This window comes from Sulfuricurvum sp., assembly GCF_036279695.1.
Classification (GTDB): domain Bacteria; phylum Campylobacterota; class Campylobacteria; order Campylobacterales; family Sulfurimonadaceae; genus Sulfuricurvum.
Window position 1 is genome coordinate 12,059 of record NZ_DASUIQ010000084.1, and the last position, 19,919, is coordinate 31,977.

At 44.5% G+C, this 19,919-nt stretch carries 18 protein-coding genes and 1 tRNA gene; 8 read left to right on the plus strand and 11 right to left on the minus strand.

All coding sequences use genetic code 11. The features are described 5' to 3' along the window. Positions 1 to 29 precede the first annotated feature (29 nt). Positions 30 to 2,249 (minus strand): 5-methyltetrahydropteroyltriglutamate--homocysteine S-methyltransferase, encoded by a 2,220-nt coding sequence (gene metE / locus VFW36_RS08245; protein ID WP_329658330.1) that lies wholly within the window; start codon positions 2,247 to 2,249, stop codon positions 30 to 32. 95 nt (positions 2,250 to 2,344) lie between these two features. Continuing rightward, positions 2,345 to 2,698, minus strand: coding sequence for a hypothetical protein (locus tag VFW36_RS08250; protein ID WP_329658331.1), 354 nt, complete (start codon positions 2,696 to 2,698; stop codon positions 2,345 to 2,347). 58 nt (positions 2,699 to 2,756) lie between these two features. On the opposite strand from VFW36_RS08250, the gene VFW36_RS08255 reads away from it, so the two are divergent. Beyond that, positions 2,757 to 4,517, plus strand: coding sequence for an ABC transporter ATP-binding protein (locus tag VFW36_RS08255; RefSeq protein ID WP_329658332.1), 1,761 nt, complete (start codon positions 2,757 to 2,759; stop codon positions 4,515 to 4,517). Positions 4,518 to 4,529: 12 nt separating this feature from the next. Continuing rightward, on the plus strand, positions 4,530 to 5,597 hold the full coding sequence (locus tag VFW36_RS08260; protein ID WP_329658333.1) for an AI-2E family transporter: 1,068 nt from the start codon (positions 4,530 to 4,532) through the stop codon (positions 5,595 to 5,597). A gap of 5 nt (positions 5,598 to 5,602) precedes the next feature. Here VFW36_RS08260 and VFW36_RS08265 read toward each other — a convergent pair whose 3' ends face one another. Both VFW36_RS08265 and VFW36_RS08270 read right to left on the minus strand, forming a co-directional pair. After that, positions 5,603 to 5,911 (minus strand): hypothetical protein, encoded by a 309-nt coding sequence (locus VFW36_RS08265; RefSeq protein ID WP_329658334.1) that lies wholly within the window; start codon positions 5,909 to 5,911, stop codon positions 5,603 to 5,605. 3 nt (positions 5,912 to 5,914) lie between these two features. After that, positions 5,915 to 6,316 carry a hypothetical protein gene (locus VFW36_RS08270; RefSeq protein WP_329658335.1) on the minus strand — a complete coding sequence of 134 codons (402 nt, stop codon included), beginning with the start codon at positions 6,314 to 6,316 and terminating at the stop codon, positions 5,915 to 5,917. 126 nt (positions 6,317 to 6,442) lie between these two features. Here VFW36_RS08270 and VFW36_RS08275 point away from each other — a divergent pair, with 126 nt between their 5' ends. Both VFW36_RS08275 and VFW36_RS08280 read left to right on the plus strand, forming a co-directional pair. Further along, a complete protein-coding gene (locus VFW36_RS08275) occupies positions 6,443 to 7,087 on the plus strand; it encodes a ParA family protein (RefSeq protein ID WP_329658336.1) in 645 nt (214 codons plus the stop codon). A 29-nt stretch (positions 7,088 to 7,116) separates the two neighbouring features. Next, the gene (locus VFW36_RS08280; RefSeq protein ID WP_329658337.1) at positions 7,117 to 7,338 is read left to right on the plus strand and encodes a hypothetical protein; all 222 of its coding nucleotides are present in this window, start codon (positions 7,117 to 7,119) and stop codon (positions 7,336 to 7,338) included. A 1-nt stretch (position 7,339) separates the two neighbouring features. Here VFW36_RS08280 and VFW36_RS08285 read toward each other — a convergent pair whose 3' ends face one another. Continuing rightward, a complete protein-coding gene (locus VFW36_RS08285; RefSeq protein ID WP_329658338.1) occupies positions 7,340 to 7,606 on the minus strand; it encodes a hypothetical protein in 267 nt (88 codons plus the stop codon). A gap of 92 nt (positions 7,607 to 7,698) precedes the next feature. On the opposite strand from VFW36_RS08285, the gene VFW36_RS08290 reads away from it, so the two are divergent. Further along, positions 7,699 to 9,069 carry a sensor domain-containing diguanylate cyclase gene (locus VFW36_RS08290; protein ID WP_329658339.1) on the plus strand — a complete coding sequence of 457 codons (1,371 nt, stop codon included), beginning with the start codon at positions 7,699 to 7,701 and terminating at the stop codon, positions 9,067 to 9,069. On the opposite strand, the gene VFW36_RS08295 is transcribed toward VFW36_RS08290, so the two are convergent. The 3 genes from VFW36_RS08295 to VFW36_RS08305 form a co-directional block, all read right to left on the minus strand. After that, a complete protein-coding gene (locus VFW36_RS08295) occupies positions 9,066 to 9,596 on the minus strand; it encodes a hypothetical protein (RefSeq protein WP_329658340.1) in 531 nt (176 codons plus the stop codon). The genes VFW36_RS08290 and VFW36_RS08295 overlap by 4 nt on opposite strands. After that, the gene (locus VFW36_RS08300; protein ID WP_329658341.1) at positions 9,596 to 11,026 is read right to left on the minus strand and encodes a HAMP domain-containing sensor histidine kinase; all 1,431 of its coding nucleotides are present in this window, start codon (positions 11,024 to 11,026) and stop codon (positions 9,596 to 9,598) included. The genes VFW36_RS08295 and VFW36_RS08300 overlap by 1 nt, the downstream gene beginning before the upstream one ends. 94 nt (positions 11,027 to 11,120) lie before the next feature. Further along, on the minus strand, positions 11,121 to 13,145 hold the full coding sequence (locus tag VFW36_RS08305; protein WP_329658342.1) for a TonB-dependent receptor plug domain-containing protein: 2,025 nt from the start codon (positions 13,143 to 13,145) through the stop codon (positions 11,121 to 11,123). Between the two features lie 116 nt (positions 13,146 to 13,261). Between VFW36_RS08305 and VFW36_RS08310 the strand changes: the two genes are divergently transcribed. Then, positions 13,262 to 15,301, plus strand: coding sequence for a TonB-dependent receptor plug domain-containing protein (locus VFW36_RS08310; RefSeq protein ID WP_329658343.1), 2,040 nt, complete (start codon positions 13,262 to 13,264; stop codon positions 15,299 to 15,301). A 37-nt stretch (positions 15,302 to 15,338) separates the two neighbouring features. Here the strand turns inward: VFW36_RS08310 and VFW36_RS08315 are convergent. The 3 genes from VFW36_RS08315 to mraY form a co-directional block, all read right to left on the minus strand. Then, a tRNA-Phe gene (locus tag VFW36_RS08315) sits at positions 15,339 to 15,414 on the minus strand. Positions 15,415 to 15,478: 64 nt separating this feature from the next. Beyond that, positions 15,479 to 16,687 carry a UDP-N-acetylmuramoyl-L-alanine--D-glutamate ligase gene (murD, locus tag VFW36_RS08320; protein WP_329658344.1) on the minus strand — a complete coding sequence of 403 codons (1,209 nt, stop codon included), beginning with the start codon at positions 16,685 to 16,687 and terminating at the stop codon, positions 15,479 to 15,481. After that, positions 16,687 to 17,745 carry a phospho-N-acetylmuramoyl-pentapeptide-transferase gene (gene mraY / locus VFW36_RS08325; protein WP_329658345.1) on the minus strand — a complete coding sequence of 353 codons (1,059 nt, stop codon included), beginning with the start codon at positions 17,743 to 17,745 and terminating at the stop codon, positions 16,687 to 16,689. Before mraY ends, murD begins: the two co-directional genes overlap by 1 nt. A gap of 93 nt (positions 17,746 to 17,838) precedes the next feature. Here mraY and gpmI point away from each other — a divergent pair, with 93 nt between their 5' ends. Both gpmI and fabG read left to right on the plus strand, forming a co-directional pair. Continuing rightward, positions 17,839 to 19,314 carry a 2,3-bisphosphoglycerate-independent phosphoglycerate mutase gene (gpmI, locus tag VFW36_RS08330; RefSeq protein ID WP_329658346.1) on the plus strand — a complete coding sequence of 492 codons (1,476 nt, stop codon included), beginning with the start codon at positions 17,839 to 17,841 and terminating at the stop codon, positions 19,312 to 19,314. Between the two features lie 9 nt (positions 19,315 to 19,323). Then, a partial coding sequence (gene fabG, locus VFW36_RS08335) for a 3-oxoacyl-ACP reductase FabG (RefSeq protein ID WP_329658347.1) occupies positions 19,324 to 19,919 on the plus strand: 596 nt, incomplete at its 3' end.

The following is a 19,919-nucleotide window of genomic DNA, read 5'->3' on the forward strand; positions in this document are numbered from 1 at the left end:
ATCCCCGATTTGATCGGGGATCCATATATTTAAAGGCTTGAACGTACGGCTTTGACAGCTTCTACCATGTTTTCTAATGCCGCTTTGGTCTCTATCCATCCACGGGTTTTTAAACCGCAGTCGGGATTAATCCAGAGTTGAGCTGATGGGAGAACTTCGAGAAGTGCATGGATTTGGCGCTCCATCTCTTCAACGCTCGGAATACGCGGTGAGTGGATGTCGTATACCCCAGGGCCCACCTCTTGGGTATACCCTACGTCAGCAAAGATTTTCAGAAGTCGGTTTCCGCTGCGGGAGGTTTCGATGGAGATCACATCCGCGTCCATCGCTTCGATGGTTTTGATAATGTCGGTAAACTCGCTGTAGCACATGTGGGTATGGATTTGGGTATCGCGTTCCGCCACGGCAGTGGATAGGAGGAAACTCTCCAATGCCCATTTTTCATACTCGGCACGTTTTTCTAGGCGTAGCGGATACCCCTCTTTGAACGCCGCTTCATCCACTTGGATCATTTTGATCCCTGAACGTTGCAGATCATCCACTTCGTCGCGAATAGCGAGGGCGATTTGGGTTGCGGTGAGGGAGCGGGGCTGATCGTCACGGACGAAACTCCAGTTGAGAATCGTTACGGGTCCAGTGAGCATCCCTTTCATCGGTCGCGCTGTAAGGCTTTGGGCAAATAGACTCCACTCTAACGTCATCGGATGCGGTCGGCTCACATCGCCGTAGAGTAGAGGCGGTTTGACACATCGGCTGCCGTAGCTCTGTACCCAGCCATTACGGCTAAAGGCAAATCCGCTGAGTTGTTCACCGAAATACTCCACCATGTCGTTACGCTCAAACTCGCCGTGCACCAAGACATCCAGATCAATCGACTCTTGAAATTCGACGCAATCGCGGATCGCTTTTTTCATTTCGGTTTCATAGATTTCTCGGGAGATGAACCCTTTTTTGAACTCTTGACGAATTTTGCGGATGTCTGCGGTTTGGGGGAACGAGCCGATGGTTGTCGTCGGCAGGAGAGGTAAATCGAACAGATCGTGCGCGGCTTCTTGTCGGAGGGCGAAGGGATAGGGGCGTTTGTAATCACCGCTTTGTAATGCACAGAGCCGTGCTTGAACCGCAGGGTCGGTGCGAGAGGTATTGCGTGGCTGTTCACCAATCTTTTCATTGCCAAAAAATGCTTTTGATAGGATGGAGAGTTCTGTGAGCTTTTCTTCGGCAAACGATAATAACGTTTTCACGTCCGAGTCCAATATTGTTTCATGGCGCAACGTGTAGGGGACATGTTGAAGCGAACATGAGGTACTGAGTGTTAATCGCTCTTTGGGGATATGATCCGCGATAGTGTTCAAGGTTTTTAGCGAAGCGGAAAGATCGTTTTTCCAGACATTGCGACCGTTGATAATCCCGACGCTCACGTGTTTATCGCTTTTGCCTAACACTTCAAGAGATAGGGTATTTTTCTCTCCGTGAACGAAATCGAGGTATAGTCCGTGGATCGGAGTGTGTACCAATACCGCCGTTGCTTCGTTGGAATGTTCAAAATAGGTTGCTACCCAAAGAGGCGCGAGTGTTCCCAATCGATCATACGCGATTTTGAGCAAGGATAGATCATGAGGTGTGGGATCACACACTAGGGAGGGTTCATGCATCACGATCTCGGCACCTAGAGGTTTGAGCGCTTCGAGAAGCGAAACATACTGCTCTAACAAGGGGTCATATAGGCTCACACGAATCTCTTCCGAACATTTAGAGAGGGCTAAAAAGGTGATCGGACCGATGAGTTGAATTCGCCCTTTAAATCCGTGCAGAGAGGCTTCATTGTATTCTTGGATGATTTTATCGGGATTTATGCTTCCGAAGGTAAAACCGCTGTGCAGTTCTGGGACGAGATAGTGGTAGTTGGTGTTGAACCATTTGGTCATCTCCATCGCCACATGGGTCTCATCTCCCCGTGCCATAGTAAAATATCGACGTGTTGGATTCACTATATCGCTAAAGCGTTCAGGTGTAGCACCTAATGTCACCATGAGATCTAGCATAGTATCGTAGAGGCTAAAATCGTTTATCGTGACGGTATCGAGCGCACTACTCTGCAACTGCCAATGGCGCAAACGCAATTCAAACGCAACCATTTGTAATTCATTAAAGCTAATAGAACCTTTCCAATACCCCTCAAGGGCGATTTTTAACTCTCGTTTTTCACCGATACGGGGAAATCCGAGCACTGCTGTCTTGTTGTACATATTTGTTTCCTTGTTATTTAAGTATTTCGTCATTGCGGACTTGATCCGCAATCTGAGATCCTGAATCACGTTCAGGATGACGGATAGCGATGATTTTAAAGAGAAAGTAAAAAATGTACAGGCGGAGAGGTATCGGTGTGAAAATAGCGAAATAAAAAGCGTAGTTTGGGGGTGAGTGAGGAGACATATAAGGCGCAGCGGGTTCGACGCCCGTAGAAACGGTTACAATGGCATTGACAGCGGGATACCTTCGGGGTGAAAGGTTCTAACGCTTCGAGGAGGAGATCGAGTTCATCAGGGGGAGACTCATCGATACTCGCATCAGCGGAGTAGGTATGGTAGGTATGACAAGTGCGAGTGCGAACGGCACGGTTATGCAACGTTGTAGCATTGACCGTTGCTGTAATCGCTTGGAGTGAAAAATATTTTCCTCCGAAACCTTTAGCCATATTTTCCTCACTAATTTAATGGCGTAATTATACATGAAAATAGAGATATAATTACGTCATGCTAACTTTTAAAACCCTTTTTTCTATGATGCTAGAACATAAGCGCTCCCTTTTGTGGGGTAATGTTATTGCGATACTTGCAACGCTCATCTCAATTCCGATCCCGATGCTCATTCCTCTCATGGTCGATGAGGTACTTCTGAAAAAAGGGGGAACAATCACCGAAGCGATTGATTGGCTTACCCCTTTGCATGAGCCGATTTTGTACATCGGGATCGTGTTGATTGTGACCATTGCGCTCCGCTTTGTTTTTTTCATCCTCAGTGTGGTATCGCAGAAGTTTTTTATCACCCTTTCTCAAGAGCTCAGTTTTACGATCCGCGTCCGTGCACTGGAACATCTCAAACATGTCTCTATGTCTGCGTATGAACGTCTGGGAAGCGGGAAAGTGATTACCCATCTCATCACCGATATTGACACGATCGAGCAATTTTTAGGGAGTGCCCTCTCTAAACTGATCGTTTCAGTTGCAACCCTCATCGGTGTCGCGGCTGTGTTGATTTGGATTAATCCGTTGTTTGGGATTCTCATCATTATTTTTCAGCCCCTCATTATGATTGTCACTCGTAAAATATCGGGTCGAGTCGGGGTGCTTAAAAAAGAGCAAAATCGTACTATCGGAGAACTTTCCGATACCCTGACCCAAATGTGTGACCTTTTCGGTCAAATCCGCGCCAGTAACAAAGAGGAGCGTTTTATAGGCTCAGCGATCACACAATCGAAACGGTTACGTCAGAGTGCAAGCCTCTATGGGATCAAAGCATTGATGGGGGAGCGGTATTCGTATACTCTATTCTTGAGCGGATTTGAGATCTTTCGGGCACTCGGATTGGTAATGGTTCTCTATTCCGATCTCTCCATCGGGGTGATGTTTGGGATATTCGGCTATTTGTGGTTTATGATGACTCCTGTACAGGATCTTTTGTCGCTCCAATACAGCTTTGCTAATGCCAAAAATGCCCTTGCACGGTTGAATGAACTGTTGACTCTCCCCACAGAGCCGATAGTAACCAGCACTAAAACATTGGATGAGACGAAAGCACTCTCGATTCAAACACGCGATCTTGTGTTCGGTTACGATGAAAAAGAACCGGTGCTGAAAGGGATCAATCTCGACATCAAAGCCGGAAGCACGGTCGCGATCATCGGTGCAAGCGGCAGCGGAAAAAGTACTCTATCGCAACTATTGGTAGGATTTTATCCTCCGACTTCGGGTGATATTTTCTACAACGATGTGAGTGTAAACGAAATCGGCTTTCCACGCATTCGCGATGAAGTGTTTGTCGTCTTGCAACAACCTTTGATGTTTAATGATACCCTCCGCTTTAATCTGAGCATGGGGGATGAAATCAGTGATGAGACTATTTTTGAAGCGTTAAGGATTGCACAGCTTTTAGAATTTGTAGAGGGCTTAGAGTTGGGCTTAGAGACACAAGTGGGGAAATTCGGTATACGCCTCTCGGGAGGTCAGCGTCAGCGTCTCAGTATCGCTCGGATGGTGATTGCCGATCCAAAAGCGGTTATTTTCGACGAATCGACTTCGGCGCTCGATGTCCATACCGAAAGTGCTCTTTTTGAAGCGTTGGAAGCCTTTTTGCAGGATAAAACGGTTATCATCATTGCCCATCGTCTCAGCACCGTGAACCGCGCCGATTACATTTATGTCCTTGAAAACGGTATTATCCTCGAAGAGGGGACACGAGAGTTATTAGAGAACCAAGATGGTAGTTTTAAAAACTTTGTTCACCGACAGCATTAAGAGGGAGATGAAATGGAAAACAGAATATTTATCCGCTTTATGATTTTAACGTCGCTTGGTTTGATGACATGGCTTTTTTTGCCTTTTCTAAAAAGTTTTTTTGTCGCTTTGTTATTGGCGATGGTTGTCTCGCCTCTCCATCGGTTGGTTGAAGCAAAAGTACGCCGTTTTCATTTCTTTCACGCTTCGGCATCTCTTGTTTCCGCTGGAGTTGTAACTCTTGCTTTGTCATTGATCCTTTTTGCTCCGATTGCGATCTTTTTGTATCAACTTTTTGATCATCCCTCTAATACCGTCGTGTTGATTAAAACGTTAGGGGATAAGATTGACACCCTCACGACACACCTTCCTTCTTACCTCTCTTGGTTACGTGATCCTTTGGATAATGCCATTACGATCGCAAAAGGGCATAAAGATGAGATTATTGCGACCCTCGCAGCTTGGTTTGGGAGCGGATTAAAAACGTTTGTATCGATGTTGGCTGAGATGAGTATGATAGTCGTCTTTTTCTTCTTTTTAACGTGGTACGGACGTAGTATGACCCTTTTTCTCCTTCCGATCATCCCTTTGTCTCGCACTATAAAGCGGCAGTTTTTCTCTGATATGATGTCTACCACGGCAGTCGTGTTTTATACGCTGGGAGGGGTGATGCTCGCTCAGGGGTTGGCATTTGCACTATTTATCGCTTTTTTTGAGGGGTATAACGCGTTTCTATTAGGATTTATGACCGCTATTTCGGCGGTTATCCCCGTCGTCGGGACGGCGCTCGTTTGGATTCCGGTTGCATTAAACGAATATTTTGCGGGGCATATCGCCAATGCGATCATCATTGCGATCTATTCGTGGGCAATGATGGCCTTTTTCATCGACAATATCGTCAAACTGGTCATTTTAAATTTCGTGAATCGTGCTTTGAGCGATGAGAAGCGGAAGATGAATGAGTTTATGATCTTTTTTGCAATAGTAGGGGGATTGGCGACATTCGGGTTCTGGGGATTTATCTTCGGTCCGGCAATCGTCGCATTTACCTTTACGACATTGCGGATGCTCCGAAAAGCGAATCGTAGCGTTTCTCGCTAGACTCGTTACGATGCTTGAAGGGCTTTGACCTCTTCGCGCAGTTTAGAGAGTTCCGTCATAATGGCTGCGATCTCATCGGGTGATTTATCTTCGCTTCCGTGGGTGTAGCGCTCAATCGTCGATTGAACACTTTGGGTCAGCGCGTCGAGTTTCCCTTTTGCTTTGTCGATCAGAGCGTTATGGTCGATATTGAGGTTCCCCTCCAGTTCGTGGATTTTATCGACGATCTCATCTTGATGTTTAAAAAGATAATAGCCAGCTACCGCACCGATTGCCGTTCCGAGTATAAAGCTGAGTGTGTTGTTTTGATTCATAGTTTACTCCTTTTTTTTCTTTAAAAATTGAGACAATGCGCCGATGACGAGGGAACCGATCGTCACTTTTGCAATTCCGTTTGAGGCTTTAAGGGCTAAGGATTTGGTTTCATCATGAAGAAATGAGATTAACCCATGCAACTCGTGTAGAGACAATAGCGATTTTTCGCTGAGTGAGCGGGTTTCCCCTTTGACCTGAGTCAGCAATTCGCTCACATCTTGCAACGTGATTACCGCCTTTCCAGAGATGAAGCTTAGTTCATGTTGGAGATGAGCGATGAACTCGTGTACTCTGTTCATGGTTTTAACCGAATGAATTCCGATATAAACGATTACAACGGTGATGAATAACATACATATCGCGATAATCCCGACAAATAAGATAAGTAGCTCTTGCTCGCTCATAATTGCTCCTTTCGCGATAATTTTAATTATACACCCTTTTAGTCAATATAAAGCATTAATTTTTTTCTCAATTTAAGTATTAAATATATATACTTTGCATACATAATAAATATCGAAGGTATATAAATGATCCTTACTCTCTCTCATCAAAAAGGGGGTGTCGGCAAATCTACGGTAGCGTGGAATCTTGCGGTACACTTCTCCTCTATCATCGATACCCGTATTATCGATCTCGATACCCAGCGTTCACTCACCGTTACGAATGCATTGCGTCAGGAAAATAACTTAACGCCGATCAAAATGCTCCATTTTAATTCCGCCGAAGAGTTGGCGGAGTATGCGGCACACGATTCGGCCGATACCCTCACCATTATCGATTCGGGCGGATTTGACAGCGCCTACAATCGGGTGGCTATCATTGCTTCGGATCTGCTCATTACTCCGGTGAGTGATAAACCCTTTGATCTGATGGGGTTGCAGAAATACGAAGATATTCTCAAAAGCCTCTCCGAGATTCAAGGTGAGAGGATAAAAACGCATGTCTTGTTCAACAATATCAACCCATCCATGAAACGCTTCGGCGAGTTGGTTGAGTTTATCTGTATGTCGGATCATTTTGAACTGATGGTCTCCATACTTCGTCAGCGTGTCGATATTGCCCACTCGGTGGGTGAGGGTAAAAGTATCAAAGAGTATCGGATTTTCAGTCGTGCCGATCAGGAGATGGATGATTTGTTTTCGGAAGTAAGTGCTATTTTAAATATAAAATAGATATTTAAAATATATATAAAGGATATAAAATGGCAAAAAAGAGTTTTCTCCAAAACATCGAAAAAGTGAAAAGTTCCGCGGCGATGAGCGAACGCGAAGAGAGCCTCAAAAATGAGAAAGAGAAGAAAAAGAAACTTATTACGATTCCGACACTCTGGGAAGATAAAATTCGGGAATTTCACGGGGGGACGGTGAGTGCCTATATCCTCATCGCGCTTCAAGAGCGGATGCAGAAAGACGGGTTAATCTAAATCACTCCTCGGCGGGTTCAAAAGAGTACCAATTTTTCTTTTTTTCTTCGATCGGTTTCGTTTGGTTTACATGATCGAGAAGGTTTTTAATGATTTCGAGATTTTGTACCGTTTTGTTGCTCGAGGGCTCTTTTGATTTAATGGGGTCGGAGGGAGCTGTTTCATTCAGGTTGATCGGCTGAATAGGGATCCATTTCTTCTCATTGGCATCGGCATACGAATATACGCTCAGCGCAAGAAAAAGAAAGCATCGGATAAAGATATTCATAAGTTCTCCAAAAAATGATTATAAGTATAACGAGATAGTCGCTATAATAGTGCATTAAAACAAATGGTCAGAGTAATAAAAGGTGAGTGTGCATGATTAAACTAATAAACAGTGAAGAGTTTTCCCATTTTTTGCGTATCAACAGAAATGAGATCATCAAAAGGTGGATGAACAAAAGTGAGGTACAAAATGTACTTCATCGACACTCTTTGCCGATCATTGACAAAAATACTCACCTCTTTTACCAATTTTGCGATTGCTATATCAGTGTGATCGAATGGCGTGCATCTATATCGGAATGTCAGATCAAAATCGATTTCTTACAGCTGCTCAATAACTACAATGTCACCACTGCGGATCTGTTTACCCTGATTATGAAGCTGAAAAATGCGATTGAACAGGTGATTTATGAAAACGGCAATCTTTCGTTTGCGTTGCAAAGTGAAATCGATTCCCTCACATTGCAGATGGGGAATGATTTGGCTACCAATTTCGAAGCGATCATCAGCAGCAACAAAAACTACAAAAGCGAAAACTCAAATCTGCTGACGGAGTACAAAAAAGCGGTTGATTTGAGCAACATCGTCTCCAAAACGAATCCCAAAGGGGTCATTACCTATGTCAATGACAAGTTTTGTGAGATTTCAGGATACACCCGAGAAGAACTCGTGGGCAAACCGCACAATATCATCCGACATCCCGATATGGCGCGAGAAGCGTTTAAAGAGTTATGGGACACTATCAAAGCAAAAAAAAGCTGGAACGGTATCGTCACCAACATGAAAAAAGATGGGAGCCAGTATATCGTCGATACGACGGTTATACCGATTTTAGATGTTGATGGGGACGTAGTCGAATATATCGCGATCCGTCATGATATTACCGAACTTGAAGAGACGAAACAGCAGCTGAGAAACATCAATAAAGCGATGAAAAATAAAGTCGATGAACTCTATTCGATGACCAATACATTAGAAGAAAAAGCGTTTAGAGATAATCTGACTGGGATAAAAAATCGGGAAAATTTTGAAGATATTTTTACAATAGAGATCGATAATGCAAAAGCTAGTAATGTGCCGCTTAGTTTGATAATTTTCGATGTCGATCATTTCAAAATGATCAATGACACCTACGGGCATCAGGCGGGGGATATTATCTTGGTAGAGATGGTGAAACTCATCGAAAAGAACATTAAAAACGGAGATATTTTCGCACGTTGGGGCGGAGAAGAGTTTGTAATTTTAGCCCGTCAAACCGAAATAATCGGGGCTACAAATTTGGCTGAGAATATCCGAAAGATAGTTGAAGCCTATAAGTTCAGTTATGTCGAAAAAAATGTCACTTTGAGCTTCGGGATTGCACAACTTATTGCCGAAGATACGAAAAAATCACTGTTTGAAAAAGCGGACGGTGCACTCTATGAGGCGAAGAAAAACGGCAGAAACAGAGTTGAGATTTATTAATACGACTGAGAGAGTTTTAAGAACCCGTACTCAAAGGCAAAGGGTACCTGTTTAAGGGTAGAGAGGTTGATATAGGGTTTGACGCTTCTTCCGATGTACAGTGAAACCGCAACCCCTTTTTGCAACAGTGCAGGGTCAAAACTAAACGTCACTATTTTGTTTTTGTGTGCATGATCTAACACTGGAGGGAGCATAGCGTCTTCTGATTCCATAAGGAGGACAAAGCCGTGGGCATTTTTGATCTCCAGTGCTTCTTTGGGCGAAACGACAGCGATACTAAGAGCATAGTTGCTAAGGGTGCCGTTGTATTGACGCTCAATCATAGATGATAGTCGATAGGCGGATTCTTTGTTTGAGGCGGGTGTAACGATAAGAAGATTTACAGAGGATTGGATACGCTCTTGGTTCCCTTTTTCCATCAATGCAATCTTAGGGAACATTTTTGAGCCTATTTGCAATAGTGCCGTATCATAGGTTGTGCCCCATAGGATCAACGGCATAATGGTGAGAAAAATAAATTTTTTCATTATTGTTCGAGTGCCAGTTTTAAAGTGAAGAGGGCACCCTTATCGGTGTTGCTTACACCCAGAGTCCCCTCAAAATGTTGTTCGATGATAACTTTGGACATATAAAGTCCGATACCGCTCCCTTTGTTGTGAAGTTTGGTCGTAAAATAAGGATCGAAAATCCGTTCAATTATCGAAAGAGGCACTCCCCCTCCCGTATCGCTAATATCGACATAAAAGTGATTCGCATCGCAACGCAATATCACTTTGATTTTTTTCTCATTGGGGCTAGGTTGGCTTTTGATGGCATCTTGAGCGTTGTTGAGTATATTTAAAATCACTTGTTTGAATTCATTAACGACGCCGAAAATCTTTTTATCGCATCGTTTATCTACCTGATACGTGATATTGGCGAAGCGCAGTTGTTCCCCTAAAAGGGCAAATATTTCGTGGATAGGCTGTGATGGATCGAAATAAAGAGACTCTTTATCCGTACTAAAAAAGTTTCGGAAATCATCGATGGTATTGGACATAAATGCTAAATTGTTGTTGATAATAGTCGTATTTTTCTCAAATGCCTCATCTTCAAGCAATCCGAGTGTCCGTTTCATGTTGATGTCTGCAACGGATAATCCGATAATATTCAAAGGCTGTCGCCATTGATGGGCGATGCTCTCAATCATCTCCCCCATCGCCGCCAGACGGGATTGGTGTATCAGGAGTTGTTCTTTTTCACGACGCTTGATAATTTCGTGTTCGACACGCTCCTCTAACTCATTATTAATCTGTTCCATCTGACATCGATAGCTATCAATCGATTCGAGCATTTTATTGGCCGAAGAGGTGATAGTTATGATCTCCGTATTGGTATTATTGCTTTTGAACGGCTCGGAAGGGGTGTCGATGGAATAGCTTCCCATCCAGTTTGACAAAAGGCGAAGGACAAAGAACTGTTTACGAAAATACCAATACGTGAGGGAAAAGATAAAGAGTGCAAACAGTGAAAGGAGGAGGAGTTGGACAAAAAGTTTAGTTTGCAGATCGTGTACGAAATTATTGGAATAACTGATGACAAGGGTAGCTTGAACTTGATGGGTGATGGTATCGATGACAGGGGTAGAAAAGGTTGTTGTCTCTTGTATTTTGGAATGGGGGTAGTGTTGTTCGAAAATAACTTTTTGATGTGCATCCAGTAACGATACATCCAAAATATTAGGGTTTTGGAAAAAGGTACGCATAGTATCGCTGAGCATCTCTTGCTGGTCAAAAGAGAGATAGGCTGAAATGATCGGTTTTAGGGTTTCGGTGACAAGCTCGATTTTTGCTCTTTCGCTTTCGTTGAGAACCGAAGAGACATTGATTTGAATAAAGATAAATATAGGGGCTATGACAGCGATATAAAGCAGCCAAAATACCCATGCAAATTTTCCGATAAGCGAATGTGTCATCATAATCCAATGTGTTGTAACATAAATTAATACTATAGGAGTATTTGTTAATTTATGATTAAATGCAATACAACTTTACCCTTTTGTTTAATATTCTCTAGAATTTATAAAGTACGTTAATCCAAAATGTTTGTTTCATATAGGGTACATCGCAGGTATCCGTAGGATTTAGCGGAAAATAGAGTGTGCGCAATGTTTTTCCGAAGACGTTTTTTACGCCAAATTCCAAATCGAGGTCTTTTGCAATGCCATTGATTTTTTGGGTGATATTCAAATAATCTTGAACGCTCACCGAACCGTTTGTTGCTGTTAAGACTGCACCGTTATCATCTAATTTTTCACTACTAACTCTGTGTTTGCTGCCGGTATAGTGATACCAAAAAGTAGTCGGATACGAGGTATCGCTATTGAGTGTCATATAGATATTCGCTAAATAATTGGCGGAGAGTGCAAACTCACTGGGATTGTAGTTGTTATGCGGCTCTTTGATTTCTCCGCGGTGTGTATCATAAAAAGCTACATTGGAACCAAAACTTAGAGCATCAAATTTTTTTGTTAATTCAATTTCGAGTCCGTTAATGGTTGTCGGAGTCGCAAGATTGATAGTGGTGTACGTATAATCGTGAAAAGTAATCATATCCGATGTTGTAGAGTTGAACACGGTTGTTTTGATTGAAGAGTTATTGGTTTTATAAATATAAGACAATTCAATCGTATCGGCCGTTTCCGATTCAAAAGTTTTATTTGTAAAAGGGGCATTGTTAGGAGAATATTGTTCTGAAAAACTAGGCGGCCTAAAGGCTCTGGAATATTGTCCCTTTAGTATATTGGACTCATCATACTGGTATACGTATCCAATTCTCGGTGAAAGTGCTTCACGTCCGTCACTGTAGCTATCAAAGCGTCCGCCGAGGGTGAGGGTTGATTGCTCATTTATCTCTATTTCATCTTGCAGATAGAGCGCCCTGTTAATTCTTTTTGGATTGTTCACTATGAGTTTGTTCGCATTGGTAAGTAGCAGACTTGGCGTATTGTTCCATGTTTGATGAAGATAATCTCGCTCTACCTCAAGAAATCCGGCATACACTCCTCCAAGCAGTCGATGGGAATCAATAGACGTTTCTACCGTCCCCTCGAAATATTTGGTACTTTCAACATAATCAATCGTACGTGTCCCGTAGGTATTGAACAGTACTTCTGCATCGTTTGTATATTCGTTGATGCCGGTTTTTGCGGTTATTAAAACATTAGACACGGGGGTGAATTTTCCCTGCATACCTAACATCGTATAGACATTGGATTGCACGGGAGCATTGTTATCCGGCGGTATGTTGTTCGATATATCCCATTGTAAGCGCGAATAATCATTTTTAGCTTCGAGTCTATACGCCCAAAAGTCAAAATTTTTATAAGAAAAATCACTGATAAATAGCGTATTGACATTGGCATTTGGAAGATTGCCGTATTCCGAACGAGAGTCGCTTTGAACAGATAAATTCCAACCGTCATGTTTCTCTGTCGAAGCAATGGCTGAAACTTTGAGATCATTTTTCTCGAATGTTCCGAGCGCTCCCACACCTCTTCCGAATTTATCGCTCTGTGTTTGAGAAAGGGTGGTAAATAAAGCACCTGAATCTTTTTTGGTTATGATATTCACCACACCGTAAATGGCATTTCCACCGTAAATCGCCGATCCCGGTCCACGTACGATCTCGATGCGGTCAATCGCATCGGTAGGGATCGGAAATACGATTTGCCCGACGCCGAGTTTCGGCATTCCCCATAACTCTGCGCTTATCGGTTTGTCATTGATCATCCATTTGATCTTATTCCCTTGTGATCCATAGATCGATCCGGCGCCTCGGAGTGAGAGGGTGGATGAATCAAACCCCACGATCATATCAAAGGCATTTTGTTCCGCAAGGTTGTTGATACCGAGAGATTTTAACTTTTCTCCGCTGATGACACTAACCGTTCCGGGGACATAATCGGCATTGAGTTTAGTTTTGGTCGCAATGGTGGTCGCTTCTTCCAATACTTTATCAAGATCATCACTGCTTTGAGCCAGCAGGAACGGTTGCGTCAGTAACAGCGTGATACATAAAATTGATAAACGGTTCAATAGGACTCCGAACTATAGGTTAATGAAATGGGTTGCTATGGATTTGATGTATAATCATAACATAAAAGCGGCTCCTAATTTCGGTACAATTGAATCCACAAGTGGGTGAATAGGTGATGAAACTTTATTATACGTTACTAAGTGTTTTTTTCATGGTATGCACTGTTAACGGAGAGGATGATTTTGCTTCTCTCTTGAACGAAGCAACCGCCATCGCGACCAAAACCAAACTCAATATCGATTATCAACCCTCCGTCGTTTCGGTGCTGCATGCCGATAAGCTCAAAAAACTCGGTATCACGAACCTGCATGAAGCGATAGGGATTCTTCCGGGGATCGAAACCTCTATTTTGCACACGGGATGGAAGCAGGTGATAATCCGTGGTGCTCATAATCCCGACACGTTTGTATTCGATAAGTATAAGCTTTATATCGACGGGGTGGATGTCGGAAGCGATCTGTACAGCACGAGTTATTACTATCTTGATTTTCCGGTCGAACTTATAGACCGTGTCGAAGTGCTTCGCGGATCGGCTTCGACAATATACGGTCCGGGGGCATTTAGCGGCGCGATCAATGTTATTACCAAAAGTGCACTGGCAGATGAAGAAGACAAAATATTCGGCAGTGGAGGATCGTATGATTTCACCAAAGCGGGATTTGTAAAGCATTTGACTCTCGGAGATTGGAAACTGGGGATTGACAGTTATCATCAACACAGCAATAAGACACTTAATGCGGGTCAATCGTTTGTTGCCGGCAGTGAAACCGCATATTCGCGTTCGGATTACGACAGTTTGGAAAATTTCGAGGATTATTCGATCGGTGTGAGTGCCAAACACGATGATTGGACGTTGATTGCACGGTACAAATCCGAAGTTACCGATAACTTTTATGGTATGAGTGAAACGCTTGAACCGGTCATGGGTGGGTATCAACGGAATAAAAGCGGAATTTTTGAAGTCCAAAATAGCCATTCTCTGGATCATGATTTGAGTCTGGAGTCTAAATTCGGAGTGAATTATTACGCATTTACGTTTGATACTACGATTTATCAAGATTACGGCGGTTCGGGGCTTACTGTACGGCTAAACCCGACGTATGAGCAGCTCAACAGCTATATGGAGATGAATCTCAAAGGGCAAAATATTTCGGATCACGATTGGAGAGTGGGGATAAGTACCCAAAAGATCAATACGATTAAAAATATTTTCGGTACGACCCTTCGGACGCAGGGGGATGGCGGTCCTACGGTGCTTGGGGTGATGGAGTATTTGGACGGGCAATACGGGCTACTTAACGGAGACAACGATCAGTGGATTAAATCGGTGTATGCACAGGATATGTATTCAGTGAATGATGAGGTTGATCTTTCCGCCAATCTTCGGTTTGATACCTATACGTTGTTTGGCTCAATGCTCAGTTACCGTTTCGGCGGTGTCTACCGCCTGAATGATAGCAATATTCTCAAAGCGGTGTATGGGCGTTCTTTCCGTGCCCCTTCGTATGTTGAGGCATTTCAGGCGGTGCAAGACGGGATGAAAAACGGAACGCCTGATCTGCGTCCTGAATCGATCGATACCTATGAAGTAGGATATACCTATAAAGATCAAAACACGATTTTCCGAACCAATATTTTTTATTCCGTTTTGAAAGATGTTATGGATGCGCTTCAAAGCGAACCCGCTTGGGTTATCGGGGATTATTCCAATAACCGACAGCGAAATTCAAAAGGGGTAGAAACAGAAGTGACACGGCATTTTAGCAACGGATCGGAAGGGATGATGAATCTATCGTATGTTCGAGCCGAGTATTTCACCCCCGATTATTATACTCCGCTAGAGTACCGTAGCCCTGAAGTTTCGGAAGTGATGCTCAAAGGGTATTATCTTTACCCGCTTGGTGAAAAGCTTGGTCTAAACACTGCATGGTATTACAATGGACCTAAACGGGGATACGACGGTAGCAATGGCTATGGTGCTACGATGGTTGTAAACGAGACTTTGAGCTATGATCTGGATGAATCCTCGATGATGACGTTTAGTGTGAAAAATCTTTTTAATGAAGCGGTTATTTATCCATCGTATCAGGGAAAACATGACGGGGTACGACGAGAAGGGCGTAATTGGTTATTGACGTATGAGAAACGGTTTTAGAATCAGTTTTGATTTTTGTTTGGGGGATTTTTAAAGGTGGTGGCTAATCTCGGAATCGAACCAAGGACACAATGATTTTCAGTCATTTGCTCTACCGACTGAGCTAATTAGCCACGTTTGTGAGGACGAAATTATAGCTATACAAGCTTAAAAAGAAGCTTAAAGCCTTGCAAATGACTATTTTGTCGCTTTTGCAAGCTCTTTAAAGAGGTTTCCTCGTTGGGCATATGAGGTAAATTGATCCAAACTTGCCGCCGCAGGGGAGAGCATTGCGATACTGTGACGGTTGTGTTTTTTACTGATCTCCTCTACCGCCACGTCGAGTGTGTGACATAGAACGCATGGAATACCGTATTGAGAGCAAAGTGCTTCGAGACGTAACGCATTGCTTCCGATGGCATAAACATTCAGATCGTAGCGTTTAAGCGGAGTAAATAACTCTTCGAGATCAACCCCTTTGTCATCTCCGCCCAAGACGATGTGGATAGGATAATCCGCATAGGTTCGAAGGGCGGCGAGTGTTGCATCGATGTTGGTCGCTTTGGAATCGTTGACCCAGAGTCGATCACGTGAGTCTCGAAACTCTTCTTGACGGTGCGGGTCGAGGATAAAGGCGTTGATTCGATCGTAATCGCATCGGTCGTAAAGGATTTTATCAATCCCCATCGCGATCATCGCATCCATCAAAAATGCCCCTTTGAATTTGATTTTACTCGCATCAAACCCGAAATACGCGGCAAGGTCTTTTTCGTCTTCATAGACGATTTTAAATCCTTTGGTCGGAGCATCGGCGAACATTTTCGGCAAAATGATTACTTCTCCCTCTCTCATCATCGAGAGTGGTTTTAGTTTGGCATCGTAATACGCCTCCATACTTCCATGCCAGCTGACGTGATCGGGAGTGACGGGGAGGAGGGCATAGACGTTGGGACGCGCCACGTTGTTGTAATGCATACTAAACGAGCTTGTTTCCAAAATCCAGATCGGGGCATCGCTTGACATATCCGCTAAGGGTGTACCGATATTTCCGCCGCTGATCGAGCCTTTGTCAGCGAGGAGATGTTCGACCATTTGAGTGGTGGTCGTTTTACCGTTGGTTCCGCTGATCCAGATCGAGAACGGCATCTGCGGAGCAAAAAAATCGTATTCGCTGATGAGGTGCGAGGCGTTTTGGATCAAGGGATGGTACGGGGGAAAGCCGGGGGATGGGATCTCATGGGTAAAGAAATCGGTGTTAAACTCACTGACCGGTTTGAGGGAATTGCCCTCTTCATCAACCGAAGAGACGGTAAATTTATCATCAAAAAAGGTACACGGACCGAAATGTTTGGCGATGGCACGGGTTGTTTTTCCGTACCCGAAGCAGGCGATGTTTTGATTTTTCATTAGCGAATCTTTAGGGTGATGAGTGCGAAGATGTTGGAGAGGAGGGAGATAATCCAAAAACGGACGATGATTTTGTTCTCCGCCCACTGCTTCATCTCGAAATGGTGATGGATCGGTGCCATAAGAAAGACCCGTTTTTTACGGAGTTTGTAGCTTCCGACCTGCAAGATGACCGATACCGTTTCGATGACGAAGATCAGACCGATAAGGATCAGGAGGATTTCGCTTTTTCCGATGATGGCTAGGTAGGCGATAAAGGCCCCGATGGTCAATGATCCGCTGTCCCCCATAAACACTTGCGCCGGATGGCAGTTAAACCATAAAAAGCCCAGTAGAGAGCCCATCAATGCGCTAGCAATAATGACCACTTCCCCCGCTGGGATCTTCGGCATCAAAAGATAGTGTGCAAGGGCGGCGTTACCGACGATATAGACGATGATACTGAGCGATAGGAGGGCGAAGATAGAGGGGACGGTAGCAAGTCCGTCCAGTCCGTCGGTGAGGTTGACGGCATTGGAAGTGGCGATCATGACGAATACCCAAAAAGCGACACTCCACCACCCCATATCAAACAGGCTTGATTTGACGAACGGAACGTAAAAACCGGTTTCGAGTTTGGCGTAATGGATTAAAAAAACTCCGATAGCGACACCGAATACGAGCTGCAATCCCATTTTGGCACGGGCACTTAGCCCCGCAAGATTATTAGCACCGCGAATTTTTCCCCAGTCGTCGGTAAATCCGATATACGCATAAAAAACAAGGGTAAGAAGACCGCCGATTACAAACGGGTTCATGATATTGACGGTCAACAGCGAAGCGATAATCGTGGAAGCGACAAAAACGATCCCCCCCATGGTAGGCGTTTTCGCTTTTCCCTGATGGGCGCTGACGTATTCATTGATCGGCTGAACGCGGCTGGAACGTTGTGCCCATGCGATAAAACGGGGCATAAAAAAGAGGGTAAGGAGCATTCCGATAAAAAAAGCGACCCCGGCACGGAGGGTGATATACTGAAACAGATTGATACCGAGCGCCTTGTGAAACCAATATAACATTCTATGAACTCTTTGTGATTAAATTTTAAAAGCAATGCAAAAGTGACATTTTAATATAATCCCCCAAAAGTTTGATTAATCGAAGGAGCCAATTTGAGCAAAAAAACCGTTTTGGTCATTACAGACGGCATCGGTTACTCACCGAAGCACGATTTTAATGCGTTTCATACGGCTTCGAAGCCGACATACGATCGTTTGTTTAATGAAGTCCCTCACTCTTTGATCGATACGTTCGGGCTAAGCGTCGGTCTTCCCGAGGGGCAAATGGGAAATTCCGAAGTGGGGCATATGAGCATCGGAAGCGGTCGAGTATTGTATCAGGATCTGGTCAAAATATCTCTTGCGCTTGACGAGGGAAAATTTGAACACAACGAGGTATTCTCGGGGCTGATGAAAACGAGCAGACGGATTCATCTGATCGCTCTGATGAGCGATGGGGGAGTTCACTCGCATATCGATCATATTATGGGAGTTGCCGAGATCGCTGCCGAAGCGGGAAAAGAGGTATGGCTCCATCTCATCACCGACGGACGGGATGTCGCTCCGACATCGGCGAAACTCTTTTTGCATACGGTAGAAGCCCAAGTATCCGATAACATAAAAATCGCTTCAATCGGCGGTCGTTTTTTCGCGATGGATCGAGATAATCGATGGGATCGTGTTCGCAGCGGGTATGAAGCGATTGTCTCTGCAACCCCGCAAAGTGAGCAAAGCGTTGCCGATTATATCGAAAACGCGTATGCCGCCGGTGAGACCGACGAGTTTATCACCCCTACCGCATTTTACGGCTACGACGGGGTCAAAGAGGGGGATGCGGTATTGATGCTGAACTTCCGAAGCGACCGTATGCGTGAACTCACGACGGCGATCGGGGATCAACATTTCAGCGGATTTGATCGTACTTTTGTACCGACTCATTTGGCGACGATGACCCAATACGATAAAAATTTCCCTTATCCGGTATTGTTTCCCAAAGATGCTCCGATCAATACGTTGGCGGAAGTGATCTCCAATGCGGGGTTGCGACAGCTTCATACGGCGGAGACGGAAAAATACGCTCACGTTACCTTTTTCTTTAACGGCGGGATCGAAGAGCCTTATGAGAATGAGACGCGGGTATTGATCCCGAGTCCGCAGGTAAAAACGTATGATATGCAGCCGCAAATGTCGGCTCCCGAAGTGGGCGATGCGGTGGTAAAAGCGATGGATGAGGGATACGATTTTGTTGTGGTCAACTTTGCCAACGGCGATATGGTCGGACATACGGGCAACTTTGACGCGGCGGTTCGTGCGGTTGAAGCGGTCGATATTCAGTTGGGTCGGATCGTCGAAACAGCGCAAAAAAACGGCTATTCGATGGTGCTCACCTCCGATCACGGAAACTGTGAAGAGATGCGTGACGATGCGGGTAACGTTTTGACGAACCACACGGTCGGAAAAGTATGGTGTTTTGTTATGGCGGAGGGGGTGCGCGAAGTGCGCTCAGGTGCTCTTAATAATGTCGCCCCTACGGTTCTCAAACTGATGGGTCTTGAAATTCCGTCCGAGATGGACACACCACTTATATAAAGGATAATGATGAAATTCACGGGTAAAAATGTATTGGTAACAGGTTCAAGCCGAGGAATCGGTGCGGAAGTGGCAAAAGTATTGGCAAGCTACGGTTTGAAAGTATGGATCAATTATCGTAGCGGTGCGGCGGCAGCGGATGCTATCAAAGCGGAGATTGAAGCTGCCGGTGGTAAAGCGGCGGTGATCGGTTTCGATGTGAGCGATGAAGCGGCGTTTGTCGACGCGATCAAAACCATCGTCGATGCGGACGGTGAACTCTCTTATCTTGTTAACAATGCAGGGATCACTAACGATAAATTGGCACTTCGTATGAAAGCGGAAGAGTTCACCAGTGTCATCGATGCGAATCTTACCTCTGCGTTTATCGGATGTCGTGAAGCGATGAAAGCGATGCGTAAACAAAAATTCGGAAGTATCGTCAACATGGCATCTATCGTCGGTGAAACAGGCAATGCGGGACAAACCAACTATGCAGCCTCTAAAGGGGGGATGATCGCGATGACCAAAAGTTTTGCGATCGAAGCGGCAACCAGCGGTATCCGTTATAACTGTATCACTCCGGGCTTTATCGCAACCGATATGACCGATGAGCTCAAAGAAGA